Consider the following 13,337-nt stretch of genomic DNA (forward strand, 5'->3'; position numbering starts at 1 on the left):
GTTCAGCCGATCTGAGCGTTCTTGGAGACGGTCACCTGGTCGATGTCGGAGGTGCGCACGGTCACGGCGACCTTCCAGTCGCCGGCCATGGGGATCTGCACCCCGCTCGCCGCCCAGTGTCCGGTGGCGACGTGGTCGGGGACGACAGGCAGCGGCCCGATCTTCTTCGCCTCCAGGGTGAAGGCGACCTTTACCTCGGGGATGTCGAAGGCACGGCCGTTGGGTCGGGTGACGTAGACGTGCATCTCGTTGCCGCCCACGCGCGCGGGGTCGAAGTCGACCGACGCGACACCCTTGCCGTCCGTGCCGCCGGTGTCGAACGACATGGTCAGGGTCAGCGCCCCGGACGAGGAGTCCGACGCGGAGGAAGAGGACGAGGACGCGGCGTTGGCCGCCTTGGCGTCCTCCTCGGTGCGCCCGGGCTCGGTCTGCGTCAACACCGTGGTGACGGCGAGCAGGACGACGGCCACACCGGCCTCGGCGAGCACGGACCGGCGCAGCCCGAAGCGGCGCGGATCGGCGTCCCGCTGCCGCTTCTGCCGCGCGGTGGCGACGGCGGCCTTCTGCCGGGCGAGTTGAGCGGCGCGCTTGGAGCCGGCGGCGGCCTTGGCACCGCCGGAGCCGGAATCCGCGCCCTTGGCGCCCTTGCCGGCCGTCGCGGTCGCCTTGGCGGAGGGGGCACCGGCCCGTGCGGCGGCGGGCTCCTTCTCGCCGAGGACGCCCTCCTCAGCCGTATCCGCATCCGTGTTCGTGTCCGTATCGGTGACGGCCGTCCCCGCCAACTGCCCGGTCCACCGCCGCGAGATGAACGCGATGCCGACCAGCACCGCCACGAGCCCGATCTTGACCAGCAGCAGCTGCCCGTACCCCGTGTCGGTGAAGGCCGCCCAGGAGCCGAGCTGGCGCCAGGACTGGTAGACGCCGGTCGCGACGACCGCGACGACGCTGCCGAAGGCGACCTGGGAGAAACGGCGTACGGCCGAGACCTCGAGCGGGGTCTGGGACCGGTACAGCGCGACGAGCAGTGCGCACAGCCCGCCCAGCCAGGTGGCGACGGCCAGCAGGTGGAGGACGTCGACCGGCATCGCGATGCCCGGCTGGAGCCCGGTCGAGGCGTGCTCGGCCATCGCCCAGCTCGCCGCGAGCCCGGCGGCCACCACGGACCCGCCGATCGCGAGCCCGAAGGTCAGGTCCCGCTTCTCCTCGTCCTCCCGCTTCTCGTACGCCCCGAAGAGCACCGCGATGAAGAGGGCCGCCGCGGCGAGCAGCAGCAGCCGGGAGATCAGGGCCGCGCCCGTCTTGGTCTGCAGCACCTGCCCGAGCAGGTTCAGGTCGAAGATCGCGCCGACCTTGCCGGAGCTGGTGTAGGAGCCGCGCAGGAGCAGCAGCAGAAGGGTGGACGCGGTGATCGTCAGCCACCCGGAGACCACCAGCCGCTGCACCGGCCGTACGCCGGCCCCACGCTGCCAGCAGGCCAGCACGAAGGCGCCCCCGCCGACCATGAGGATGAAACCGGCGTACGACATGTACCGCCCGAAGCCGTACAGCCAGCCGACGATTCCGCCGCCGACGGTCTCGTCGGAGACCGAGACGGTGGTCGTGGAGGGGGCGCCGATGGAGAAGGTGAAGGCCCCGGCGACGGGGTGGCTGTCGGCCGAGACGACCTGCCAGGACACCGTGTAGGTGCCGTCGGGCAGGCCGCTGTGCAGCGGCACGGCGTACGTCGTGCCGCTGGTCTCGGTCGGCTTGCCGGTGTCGACGCGCTTGCCCTTGGGGTCCAGGACGCGCAGGGAGTCGCTGGAGGTGGCCACCTTCTCGGAGAAGGTGAGCGCGACCTCGGTGGGCGCCTTGTCGACCACCACCCCCTGAGAGGGGTCGCTGCCGGTCAGCGCGGCGTGCGCGGAGGCCGGGCCGGCGCCGGCGAGCAGCGCGCCGAAGACGGCCAGGAACAGCAGCACCAGCGTGCGCGTGCGGCGGGGGGTGATGGTCGGTGTCACGGTCGTGCCTCCCTCAGTGGCCGGTCGCAGGGTTGTACGTGGCCGACTTCACCGGCATCTCGACCGTGATGGGGTCGGATTTGGCGAAGTGCAGTTCGACGGTCACTTTCTCGCCCTGCTTCGGCTTCCGCTTCAGCTTCTCGAACATCAGGTGGTTACCGCCGCTCTTGAACACGAGTTGACCGTGTGCGGGCACATCGAGGGACTTGACCTCCTCCATCGACTGCCCGACCGTCTCGTGCACGGAGACGCTGCCCGCGGCGGAGCTGCTGACCGAGGTCAACTCGTCCTTCGCGCCGCCCTTGTTGGCGATGGTCAGGAACCCGGCCGCCATGTCCGAGATCGGCTGGGGCATGTACGAGGAGCTGACGGACAGTTCGGCCCTGCCGTCGCCGGAGCCGCCGCACCCCGTCAGGACGACCGCCCCCGCTATCACCGCGGCGGGCAGCGCGAGACGCCTGGCGGGCGGCACGAGGTGCCTCACGGGTTCTCCCCCTTGATCAGTTTGGGGAGGTCCTTGGTGTAGTCGTCCACGGTCGCGTCCTCGCCGTACAGGACGTAACCGCCGTCGGTCTTCGGCGAGAAGGCGATGACCTGGGTGCCGTGCACCGAGACGACCTTGCCGGTCTTCTTGTCCTTGTGGGTCGGCTCGATGGAGATGCCCATGGTGCGGGCGCCGGCCTGGATGGTGGCGAAGTCGCCGGTCAGGCCGACGATCTGCGAGTCGATGCCCTTGAGCCACTTGCCGAGTTCGGCCGGGGTGTCACGGCCCGGGTCGGTGGTGACGAACACGATCCGCAGCCTGTTCTGCTCCGCCTTGGACAGCTGCTTCTTGGCGACGGCGAGGTTGTTCATCGTCAGCGGGCAGATGTCGGGGCAGTGGGTGTAGCCGAAGTAGATCAGGGTCGGCCGGCCCGCGGTCTCCTTACGGAGGTCGTACTTCTCGCCCTGCGTGTCGGTGAGGACGAGGTCCGGCTTCTCGAACGGCTTGTCGAGCACGGTCGCGGCCTTCTGCGAGGTGTCCTCGGAGACCACGGCGACGGGTGAGTTGTCGCTGTCGCCGCTGCCGCAGGCGGAGAGGGTCAGGGTGGCGGCGGCGAGCAGCGCGGCCGCGGCGAACGTCTTCTTGCGCATAGAAAAATGTCCCAGATGTGAGAGCTCCGCTGTGCACCGGGGTCGCGCGGACCCCGGTGCACGCGGACCGGAGTGGGCCTCAGGCGTTGGTACGCCGACGGCCGGCCAGCACGCCGTACGCCACGCCCAGCGCGCCCACCACGATCCCCACGACGCCGAGCACGCGCGCGGTGGTGTCACTGCTGTCGGCGGAGGCCGTGGTGGTGGCGGCCGTCTTCTCGGTCGCCTTGGAGTCGTCGGAGGCGTCCTCGGCGGTCGTCGAGCCGTGGTGGTCCTCGGAGGCGGCGGAGAGAGCGAGCACCGGGGCCGGGTTCTCGGGCTCCTCCGCGCCGTCCTCCTGGACCTCGATCCAGCGCACGACCTCCTTGTCGGAGTACGTCTGGATCGCCTTGAAGACGAGTTCGTCGGTGTCCTCGGGCAGCGCGCCCACGGAGACCGGGAACTTCTGGAAGTAGCCGGGCTCGACGCCCTTGCCCGTGGCGGTCCAGGTGATCTTGGAGACCGCCTCGCTGATCTTCTCGCCGTGCATCTCGATCGGCTTGGCCAGCTTGGCCTTGGTGACCTGGATCTTCCAGCCGGCCATCGGCTCCGGCATCGCCGAGGCCAGCGGGTGGTCGGTCGGGAAGGCGACCTCCAGCTTGGTGGTCGAGGCGTCGTCGCGCTCGTTGGGGACCTTGAAGTCCACCACCGCGTAACCGCCCTTGGCGGCGGCGCCCTCCGGCTGCACGCTGACGTGCGCGAACGCGGGCGAGGACAGCACAACGACGGTGGTGACAGCAGTGGCGGCGACGGCGGCGGTGGCGCCGAGACGGGAAGCCTTCATGGCAGGGAGCACTCCACTTCGAGTGTGGTTCCGGTGATCCGGATGGTCTGAGGGCGGGCGTGCCGAACGGGCACGCACGCGTGTGCCGCACGACGGCGGCCCCTCTCCGGTCCCGGTGGTGGATGTCCCAGGGGATGCATCCAGCCGGACGTGTCCTGCTGGATACGGAGTGGCGGGCGCGTCGCGTCAGGCGGCGAGGGCGAGAGCGCGTGCGGCGGCGGCCGGCGGGCCGCGCCTGATCACCGTGTGCTGGAGCGCGGTGGTACGGGGCTTGGGCGGCGCGAGCAGGGCGGTGCGCGGCGGCCCTGGGACCGTCTCGGGCGCCGTCGGGAGCCCGGCACGCAGGGCGCGCACCAGAGCGAGCGCCGCGCGCAGGGACCGTACGAGCGCCCCCTCGGTCAGGGAGAGGGCGGACAGTTCGACGAGCCGTCGCACGGCCAGGTCTCCGCGGCGCAGCAGCCAGCCGGCGGCGATCCCCGCGAGGACGTGGGCGAGCAGCATCGGCAGGGACGGCAGCAGCGAGGCGGCCGAGCCGGCGCTGGACAGCGCGTCCGCGGGGTGGTGCATGGAGCCCATGTCCATGCCCGGCATGCCGGTCGTCCGGTCCGGGGTGAGCCGGGCGTCGGAGAGGATCTGTCGGGCCTGGTTGGGGCTGATGGCCGCCGCGGTGGTGCCGCAGACGATCCGTGCCGCCCGCTCCACGAGGGACAGGTCCGTCGTCGACATCGAGGCCATCGAGGACGCCGAACCCGACGCCGTGCCCGTCGACATCGAGCCGCCCGCCATACCCGCCATGCCGTGCTGTCCGAGTCCGAACAGCGTGTGCAGCACGGTCTGGCCGAGGGCGAGGAGGGTCGCGATCCCGGGCAGCGAGCGCTCGCGTCCGGCGAGCGGTGCCGCGACCAGGACGACGCCCAGGAAGCCCGCGACGAGCGTCCACGGCGGAACCGTGGCGCAGGAGGCGAACGCGTGACCTGCCCCGGCCAGCACGACGCAGACCGCGGCGAACACCGTGGCCCGCAGGATCCGGAGGTCTCTTCCGGAACGCGCCGTACGCTCGTGGGGGGCAGTCATGGCGGGCTCATCATCGCACTGGGCTTATCGGTCCCATACGGCAGGTCCGCAAGATGACATAACAACCGGAAGATCACTCTCTGGCCCGGGCCGCCCCCACATACACCGATTCCGCCTGACACGCATCGACCGTATGGGCGGTATCACGTCAACTCCACGCTTATACCGGGGCACTGGCGGCAATAGGTAACGGTATGTCGAGCCGCGGCCAGGAGGCAGGAGCATGAGCATCTGGTGGTCACTCCATCTGCGCCGCGAGGCTGCGAGCGTGCCGCTCGCCCGGCGCCTGCTGCTCGGCACCATGGAGACCGCGGGCGTCGACCCCGACATCTCCTACGACCTCTCGGTCGCCCTCAGTGAGGCCTGCGCGAACGCCGTCGAGCACGGCGGTTCCGCCACGTCCGGCGGTTCCTCGGAGGCGTACCGGGTCACCGCCTACCTGGACGGCGTCAAGTGTCGTATCGAGGTGACCGATTCGGGCCCCGGCATCACCGCCCCGTCCGTCCCGGCCCGCCCCGCCCGCACGGACGCCGAGCACGGCCGTGGCCTGACCCTGATCCAGGAACTCGCCGACCACGTCCACATCGGCAACAAGCCGGGCCGCGCGGGCACGGTGGTCAGCTTCGACAAGATCCTGAAGTGGCAGGAGGACGCGCCGCTGATGGCGGTGTAGGTCCAGGTGTAGATCCCGGTGTGGATCCACCTCACTTCTTCGGGCGCTGTCTCGTCACTGGGGCATGAACACGAAAATCCGGTACGCGGCTCTCGGCCTGTTGGCCGTGGTTGCCCTGTACACAGGCTTCTGGGCATATTTCTCCCCAACGGGGTGGTATGCGAATTTCCCCGGCCTCGGACTGAGCTGGCTGCCTCAGCTGGGCCCCTACAACGAACACCTCGCGAAGGACGCCGGCGCCATGTTCCTGGCCATGGGCGCCCTGACGCTCATCGCCCTGCGGTCCGTGCGCAACAACCGGCTGGTGCAGACGACGGGCGCGGTGTGGCTGGTCTTCAACGTGCTGCACTTCAGCTATCACGTGCAGCATCTCGACATGTACGGAACGCGTGACCAGGTGCTCAACGTGGTCTTCCTGGCCGCGCTGGTGCTGCTGGCCGTCGTCCTGCTGCTGCCGGTCCGGTCCGTTCGAGGGGACGGCACCCGATGACGTACGAGAGCATGAGCGCGAAGGAAGGGCCCGGCATGCGGATCGCGGTGGCAGGCGGGACCGGGCTGGTCGGACGGTTCGTGGTCGAGGAGCTGACCGCGGCGGGCCAGGAGCCGGTGGTGCTGTCCCGGTCGCGAGGGGTGGACCTCGTCGCGGGCACGGGGCTCGACGCGGCCCTGGCGGGTGTGGACGCGGTCGTCGACGTGAGCAATGTGACGACCACGAGCGCCAAGAAGGCCGTCGCGTTCTTCGAGAGCGCGAGCCGCAACCTCCTGGACGCCGAAGAGCGGGCCGGGGTACGGCACCACGTCGCGCTGTCGATCGTCGGCATCGACCGGGTCGGCCTCGGCTACTACCAGGGCAAACTCCGCCAGGAGGAGCTCGTGCGGAGCGGCCCGACCCCGTGGACGGTGCTGCGCGCCACGCAGTTCCACGAGTTCGCGGAGCAGACCCTCGACCGGATCCCGAAACCGCTCGCGGTGGTGCCCCGGATGCGGACCCAGCCGGTCGCGGCCCGCGAGGTCGCCCAGCACCTCGTGCAGCTCGCCCTGGCCCCGGCCCAGGGCATGGCCCCCGAACTCGCCGGACCGCGGGTCGAGCAGCTCGTCGACATGGTCCGCCGGCTGCTGCGGGCCCGGAATCAGCGCCGCCTGGTCCTGCCCGTCAAGCTGCCCGGCGCCACGGGCGCTGCCATGACCGGCGACGGCCAACTGCCCACCGGACCGGGCACGCGAGGCAGTCAGACCTTCGACACCTGGCTCGCCGACACCGTCGTACAAGGAGGTTGACAGCGCCGTGCCCCCGCCGACCGGACCCGATCAGGACCCCACCCTCGGCTCGCTCAGGACCGAGCGGCGCCGGCTGCTCAACCTCGGCTACCGGATGCTCGGTTCCGTGCAGGACGCCGAGGACGTCGTCCAGGAGACGTACGCCCGCTGGTACGCCCTGCCCGAGGAGCGGCAGCGGGAGATCGACGTACCGCTGGCGTGGCTGACCCGGGTCGCCTCGCGGATCTGCCTCGACCAGCTCGCCTCGGCGCGGGTCCGCCGGGAGCGCTACACCGGTGAGTGGCTGCCCGAGCCCGTCCGGCACAGCGCCACGTGGACCAGCACCGGCGAGGACGCGGCCCGGGACGATCCCGCCGACCGGATCACCCTCGACGAGTCGGTCAGCATGGGGATGCTCGTGGTGCTGGACTCGATCACGCCCGCGGAACGCGTCGCCTTCGTCCTGCACGACGTCTTCGGCATCCCGTTCGCGGAGGTCGCCGAGACGGTGGGCCGCAGCTCCGCGGCCTGCCGCCAGCTCGCCGCCTCCGCGCGCAGGCGCCTTGCCGACCAACGGCCCGGCGGCAGTACGGCGCAGGAGCACCGGCAGGTCGTCTCCGCGTTCCGCGCGGCGTGCGAGACCGGCGACCTCGACGCGCTCGTCGCCCTGCTCGACCCGGACGTCGAGTCGCGCAGCGACGGCGGTGGCAAGGTGCGGGCGGCCCTGCGCCCGGTCGTCGGCCGCGACAAGGTGGCCCGGCTCTTCCTCGGACTCATGTGCAGGGAACCGGAGTTGGAACTCGTCGAGGAGGACGTCAACGGCACGCCCGGCGTGGTGGTCCGCATCGCCGGCACCACCTTCGCCGTCCTCGCCGCGGACGTCCACGACGGACTGATCACCGACCTCTGGCTGATCGTCAACCCGGACAAGCTCCACGCGTGGACCGCCTGACGGCGTGCGCCACCGGCGTCCCCGCCCTCGGCTTCCTCGGGCGCTCACAGGTTGCTCTTATGTCGGCCCAACATCCTTGACGGCAGGGGTACTTACCTTCCCGCTGATGACGGGAGGCAGAGGAGGCATCCATGAGCAGTCGTGAGGACGAGACGCTGGCGCAGGTCGCCGTGACCGCGCTGACCGGGCAGTTGGCCCTGGCTCCCAAGCCCGGCCTGCCCGACCCGCGCGACCTGGGCGCCCGGGCCCTGTGCCGGGACCACGGGTCCCTGCGCTGGTCGGCCAAGGCGCTCGCGCCCGGCCTCGCGGCGATGGCCGCCGCCGCCCGCCGCATCGGCGAGCCCACCCCCGCGTTACGGGCCGAACTGGGCGCGATCGGCAGATCCACCGAGCACTCGGTGCGCCTCGCGGGCGGCGGCCACAAGGGCGCCCTGTGGGCGCTCGGCTTCCTCGTAGCGGCCGCCGCGCTCACCCCCGGCGCAGGTGGGCGCGAGGCGGCCGTGACGGCCAAGAGGATCGCCTCCTACAACGACAAGGGCGCCCCGCGCCGGCCCTCGCGCGGCTCGTCGATCTCCGTGAAGTACGGCGCCGCGGGCGCCCGGGGCGAGGCCCGCGCCGGATTCCCGCACGTACGCCGGGCGTTGGACGCCCTCGCGAAGGCACGCGCGGCCGGCGCCACGGAGGCCGAGGCCCGCCTGGACGCCCTGTTCACCGTGATGTCCACCCTCCAGGACACGGAACTGCTGTACGCGGCGGGCCCGTTGGGCCTACGGCATGTACAGGCGGGCGCCCGCGGAGTGCTGGAAGCGGGCGGTACGTCGACGACGGCGGGCGCCGAAGCCCTCGCGAGCCTCGACGCCGATCTGCACGCACGCGCGTGGAGCCCGCGGGGGAGTGCCGGTCTGCTGGCCGGGGCGCTGTTCCTGGACGCCCTGCCGGTCAGCTCGCGAGCACCGGCCGCCTGACCGGCTCAGGGTCGGCGCCGTCGTCGTCCGCGGGGCGGAGCCCGGCCCGCCGGGTCGCCGGCCCCATCGCGTACGACGCCACCACGGTCGCCCCGCCCAGCAGCAGCCACCCGGGCGTCCCCCACCCCACCAGCAGCGAGGTCAGCACCAGCGGCCCCATCGTCCGGGCCACCGTCACGCCGGTCCCGAAGAACCCCTGGTACTCGCCGACCCGGTCGGCCGGTGCCAGATCGAAGGACAGCTGCCAGGACCCGGCCGACTGCCCCATCTCGGCGACCACTTGGAGCACCGCCCCGACCACCAGCACGCCCACCGCCACCCACGGCGACACCCCGGCCGACAGCGCGAACACCGCGCACGCCGCGAGCATGACCCACCCCGACCGCCGCACCGCGCGCGTGGCCGACGCGAGTCCGGTGATCCCGCGCGCGGTGCGCACCTGGAACAGCATCACCACCCCGGTGTTGAGCACGAACAGCGCGGAGACCAGCCAGGTCGGCGCCTCGGTCCGCTCGGCGATCCACAACGGCAGACCCAGGCTCAGCAGCGGCATCCGCAGCAGCAGAACGGTGTTGAGGAGAGTGAGCAGGGCGTACGGGCGGTCCCGCAGGACGCCGAGCGACTTCCGCCCGCGTACGGCGACGGGTGCCACCGACGGCAGCCGCAGCAGCACCCCGGCGCACAGCAGGAAGCTCACCGCGTCCAACGCGAACACCCCGAGATACGCGGACCGGGTCCCCGCCTGCAATGCCAGTCCGCCAAGTCCCGCCCCAACGGCGAGCCCGGCGTTGAGCGTCGACTGCAGATGCGCGAGCAGCCCGGTCCGCTCCTTGGCGGACACCAGCCCCGCCAGCAGCGCCTGCCGGGCCGCGGCCAGCCCCGACTGCGACGTCGCGTAGGCGCACGCGGCCGCCACGAACGGCACGAAGTCCCGTACGACCAGGAAGGACGCCACCGCCAGGCCGGTCGCAAGGGCCAGCAGCACCGCCGTGCCGCGCGGCCCGCGCCGGTCGGCGAGCCGGCCCAGCGGCACCCCGGCCAGCGAACCGACGGCCCAGGCGACGGTCAGCCCGAGCCCCACGCGCGCGGGGGCGAGCCCGACGACGTGGGTGAAGTAGAGCGCCGAGGTCACGTAGTAGGCGCCGTCACCGACGGAGTTGGTCAACTGGGCGAGCGCCAGGGTCCGTTGGGGGCCGGGGGGAGGGACGAGGTGGGAGCTGCGGCGAAGGGTGCGGCGAGGGGTCATGAGTACGACGGTAGGGTGCTATTGGGTCGCTGAGCAGGCCCAATAGGCAGCCATTTCATTGGCCCAATCACCGGCGACCGGTCTCTCGCGGCCGGGCTCCTGGGGGCCCGCCCCCCTGCGGCCGGGCTCCCTCTCCCCTGGCCCCGCACCTCAGCTGTCCCCGTCCCCCAGCACCTTCCCCAACACCGCCAACGCCTCCGGATACACCCGCTCCCGAGGTGTCCCATACCCCACGACGAGCCCCTGCGGGCGGCCTTCCCCGGGTGCGTGCCAGTGGTCTCCGAGCCGTCCCACCGCGAGGCCCTCCGCCTCGGCCCGCGCCAGCACCTCCGCCTCGTCGCCGACCTCCACGAGCGCGTGCAGCCCGGCCGCGATCCCGCGCACCCCGCGCCGGTTGCCGAGCCGGTCCAGGAGTTGGTCGCGGCGGCGCCGGTAGCGGAGCCGGCACGCGCGCACGTGACGGTCGTACGCGTGGCTCTCGATCAGTTCGGCGAGCGCCAACTGGCCGATGGTCTCGGTGTGGTGGTCGCTGTGCAGCTTGGCGTCGGCGACCGCGTCGACGAGGTGCGGCGGCAGCACCATCCAGCCGAGCCGCAGCGCGGGCCCGAGGGTCTTGGAGGCGGTGCCCAGGTAGATGACCTGTCCGGGGGCCATGCCCTGGAGCGCGCCGACGGGCTGCCGGTCGTAGCGGAACTCCCCGTCGTAGTCGTCCTCGATGATCAGTGCCCCACGCGCGCGTGCCCAGTCGGTGAGCGCCCGCCGCCGCGTGGGATGCAGCGTCACGCCGGTCGGGTACTGGTGCGCCGGCGTGACGACGACCGCGGCGGCCTCCCCCAACTGCTCGGGGCACACGCCCCGTTCGTCGACCCCGACGGGCACCACGCTGCCCCCGTTGCGCCGGACCACCTCGCGGTGGAAGGGCAGCCCCGGGTCCTCCATGGAGATGTCGGCGCCGTCCAACACGCGTGTGAGGAGGGCCAGTCCCTGCACATAGCCGGAGGTGATGACGATCCGCTCGGGCGGCGCGATCACGCCCCGCGCCCGCCCCAGGTATCCCGACAGCGCCGTCCGCAGCTCTATCCGCCCGCGCGGATCCCCGTAGTCGTACGCCAGGAGGGGAGCCGTCGCGATGGCCCGGCGCAGCGCCCGCAACCAGGCCGCCGCCGGGAACGCCCCCACGTCCGGACTCCCGGGCCGCAGATCGAATCGGGGCGCACGCGCGTGTGCCGCCGCGTCCGGGGCCTCGGTGTCGGTCGAGGGCAGCTGCGCGACCTGCGTCCCCGAGCCCTGCCGCGCGGTCAGATAGCCCTCGGCGACCAGCTGGTCGTAGGCGGCCTTGGCGGTGCCCCGCGAGATGCCGAGCTCACCGGCGAGCCGTCTGGTCGCCGGCAACCGGGTCCCGGGCGCCAACCGCCCGTCCCGCACGGCATCCCGCAGCGCCCGCTCAAGACCGACCCGCCGCCCGTCACCGGCCTCCGGCTCCAGATGCAGATCGACACCGACACCGGACCAGAAGTCCCCCACGAAAACCTTCCCCCTCAGGTACGTGAATCACGGCGCATGCGTCGAGGCATGCGCATCGGGCATACGCATCACGGCACATGAATGGCCGGGCACCGCACTGGTACCCGGCCATCCTTCGTGTGTCAGCCCTTGAGCGAGGCCATCCACGCCTCGACCTCGGCGGACCGCCTGGGCAGCCCGTCCGACAGATTCCTGTTGCCGTTCTCCGTCACCAGGATGTCGTCCTCGATCCGGACGCCGATCCCCCGGTACTCCTGCGGCACGGTCAGGTCGTCGGCCTGGAAGTACAGCCCCGGCTCGACGGTCAGCACCACGCCCGGCTCCAGCGTCCCGTCGACGTACGACTCCACGCGCGCGGCGGCGCAGTCGTGGACGTCCATGCCCAGCATGTGACCCGTGCCGTGCAGCGTCCAGCGCCGCTGGAGGCCCAGCTCCAGCACCCGCTCCACGGGCCCCTCGACCAGGCCCCACTCGACGAGCTTCGCGGCCAGCACGCGCTGCGCCGCGTCGTGGAAGTCCCGGTACTTGGCGCCCGGCTGCACCGCCGCGATCCCGGCCTCCTGGGCCTCGTACACGGCGTCGTAGACCCGCTTCTGGACCTCGCTGAAGCGGCCGTTGATCGGCAGCGTGCGCGTGACGTCGGCGGTGTAGTACGTGTGCGTCTCGACGCCCGCGTCCAGGAGCAGCAGGTCGCCCGAGCGCACCGGGCCGTCGTTGCGCACCCAGTGCAGCGTGCAGGCGTGCGGGCCGGCGGCGGCGATGGTGCCGTAGCCGACGTCGTTGCCCTCCACGCGCGCGCGGAGGAAGAACGTGCCCTCGATGTACCGCTCGCTGGTCGCCTCGGCCTTGTCGAGGACCTTCACCACGTCCTCGAAGCCGCGGACCGTCGAGTCGACGGCCTTCTGCAGCTCGCCGATCTCGAACTCGTCCTTGACCAGCCGCGCCTCGGAGAGGAAGACCCGCAGTTCGTCGTCGCGCTCGGCGGTGACCTTGTCGGTCAGGGCCGCCTCGATGCCGGCGTCGTAGCCGCGCACGACGCGGACCGGGCCGGTCGCCTCGCGCAGCGCGTCCGTCAGCTCGCGCACGTCGGAGGCGGGGATGCCGTACAGCGTCGCGGCCTCGGTGAGCGAGTGCCGGCGGCCGACCCACAGCTCGCCCTGGCCGGAGAGCCAGAACTCGCCGTTGTCCCGGTCGGAGCGCGGCAGCAGGTAGATCGTCGCCTCGTGGCCCCCGGCCGTGGGCTCCAGGACCAGGACGCCGTCCTCGGTCTGGTTGCCGGTGAGGTACGCGTACTCCACCGACGCCCGGAAGGGGTAGTCCGTGTCGTTCGAGCGGGTCTTGAGATTGCCGGCCGGGATCACCAGACGGTCGCCGGGGAAGCGCGCGGAGAGCGCGGCCCGGCGGGCGGCGGTCTCGGCGGCCTGGGCGATCGGCTCCAGATCGCGCAGCTCGGTGTCGGCCCAACCGGACTTCATGCTCTCGGCCAGCTCGTCGGACACACCCGGGTACAGGCCGTTCTTGCGCTGCTTGATCGGCTCTTCTTCAGCGGTCTCCGGGGTCTCCGGGAGCTCCTCCGCCACGGTCATCCTCCTTGATACGGCACTGGACCCCGTCCATCGTACGGTCGTACGGAAGGGGGCCCAGGGCCGGAAGGCCTGTTACCGACGCCAGCGGCGCGCAGACGTCGGCACA

Annotated in this window: 13 protein-coding genes; 5 read left to right on the forward strand and 8 right to left on the reverse strand. The window is 72.0% G+C overall.

All coding sequences use genetic code 11. The features are described from left to right. Positions 1–2 precede the first annotated feature (2 nt). The 5 genes from M2283_RS11950 to M2283_RS11970 all read right to left on the reverse strand — a co-directional run bounded on the left by M2283_RS11950 (position 3) and on the right by M2283_RS11970 (position 5,028). Entirely contained in the window at positions 3–1,997 is a 1,995-nt protein-coding gene (locus M2283_RS11950) for a copper resistance CopC/CopD family protein (protein WP_280876108.1), read from the reverse strand. Positions 1,998–2,010: 13 nt separating this feature from the next. Continuing rightward, a complete protein-coding gene (locus tag M2283_RS11955) occupies positions 2,011–2,481 on the reverse strand; it encodes a copper chaperone PCu(A)C (RefSeq protein WP_280876109.1) in 471 nt (156 codons plus the stop codon). Beyond that, the gene (locus M2283_RS11960) at positions 2,478–3,131 is read right to left on the reverse strand and encodes an SCO family protein (RefSeq protein WP_280876110.1); all 654 of its coding nucleotides are present in this window, start codon (positions 3,129–3,131) and stop codon (positions 2,478–2,480) included. The genes M2283_RS11955 and M2283_RS11960 overlap by 4 nt, the downstream gene beginning before the upstream one ends. A 79-nt stretch (positions 3,132–3,210) precedes the next feature. After that, a complete protein-coding gene (locus tag M2283_RS11965) occupies positions 3,211–3,954 on the reverse strand; it encodes a YcnI family copper-binding membrane protein (protein WP_280876111.1) in 744 nt (247 codons plus the stop codon). A 186-nt stretch (positions 3,955–4,140) separates the two neighbouring features. After that, positions 4,141–5,028 (reverse strand): hypothetical protein, encoded by an 888-nt coding sequence (locus M2283_RS11970; RefSeq protein WP_280876112.1) that lies wholly within the window; start codon positions 5,026–5,028, stop codon positions 4,141–4,143. A 223-nt stretch (positions 5,029–5,251) separates the two neighbouring features. Between M2283_RS11970 and M2283_RS11975 the strand changes: the two genes are divergently transcribed. The 5 genes from M2283_RS11975 to M2283_RS11995 all read left to right on the forward strand — a co-directional run bounded on the left by M2283_RS11975 (position 5,252) and on the right by M2283_RS11995 (position 8,875). Then, positions 5,252–5,701, forward strand: coding sequence for an ATP-binding protein (locus tag M2283_RS11975; RefSeq protein WP_280876113.1), 450 nt, complete (start codon positions 5,252–5,254; stop codon positions 5,699–5,701). 64 nt (positions 5,702–5,765) lie between these two features. Beyond that, complete coding sequence (locus M2283_RS11980) at positions 5,766–6,191, forward strand: hypothetical protein (RefSeq protein WP_280876114.1); 426 nt, start codon at positions 5,766–5,768, stop codon at positions 6,189–6,191. Continuing rightward, positions 6,188–6,979, forward strand: coding sequence for an SDR family oxidoreductase (locus M2283_RS11985; RefSeq protein WP_280876115.1), 792 nt, complete (start codon positions 6,188–6,190; stop codon positions 6,977–6,979). The genes M2283_RS11980 and M2283_RS11985 overlap by 4 nt, the downstream gene beginning before the upstream one ends. Before the next feature lie 7 nt (positions 6,980–6,986). Further along, entirely contained in the window at positions 6,987–7,910 is a 924-nt protein-coding gene (gene sigJ, locus M2283_RS11990; protein WP_280876116.1) for an RNA polymerase sigma factor SigJ, read from the forward strand. A 131-nt stretch (positions 7,911–8,041) separates the two neighbouring features. Then, positions 8,042–8,875: a triphosphoribosyl-dephospho-CoA synthase gene (locus M2283_RS11995; RefSeq protein WP_280876117.1), complete on the forward strand. Its 834-nt coding sequence runs from the start codon at positions 8,042–8,044 to the stop codon at positions 8,873–8,875. Here M2283_RS11995 and M2283_RS12000 read toward each other — a convergent pair. From M2283_RS12000 to M2283_RS12010, 3 genes are all read right to left on the reverse strand, one after another. Beyond that, positions 8,850–10,121 carry an MFS transporter gene (locus tag M2283_RS12000; RefSeq protein ID WP_280876118.1) on the reverse strand — a complete coding sequence of 424 codons (1,272 nt, stop codon included), beginning with the start codon at positions 10,119–10,121 and terminating at the stop codon, positions 8,850–8,852. The genes M2283_RS11995 and M2283_RS12000 overlap by 26 nt on opposite strands. Before the next feature lie 150 nt (positions 10,122–10,271). Next, positions 10,272–11,645, reverse strand: a complete 1,374-nt coding sequence (locus tag M2283_RS12005) for a PLP-dependent aminotransferase family protein (RefSeq protein ID WP_280876119.1) — start codon at positions 11,643–11,645, stop codon at positions 10,272–10,274. 122 nt (positions 11,646–11,767) lie between these two features. Beyond that, positions 11,768–13,231 (reverse strand): aminopeptidase P family protein, encoded by a 1,464-nt coding sequence (locus M2283_RS12010; protein ID WP_280876120.1) that lies wholly within the window; start codon positions 13,229–13,231, stop codon positions 11,768–11,770. Positions 13,232–13,337 lie beyond the last annotated feature (106 nt).

The organism is Streptomyces pseudovenezuelae, from assembly GCF_029892565.1.
In the GTDB taxonomy this organism is placed as follows: Bacteria; Actinomycetota; Actinomycetes; order Streptomycetales; family Streptomycetaceae; genus Streptomyces; species Streptomyces pseudovenezuelae_A.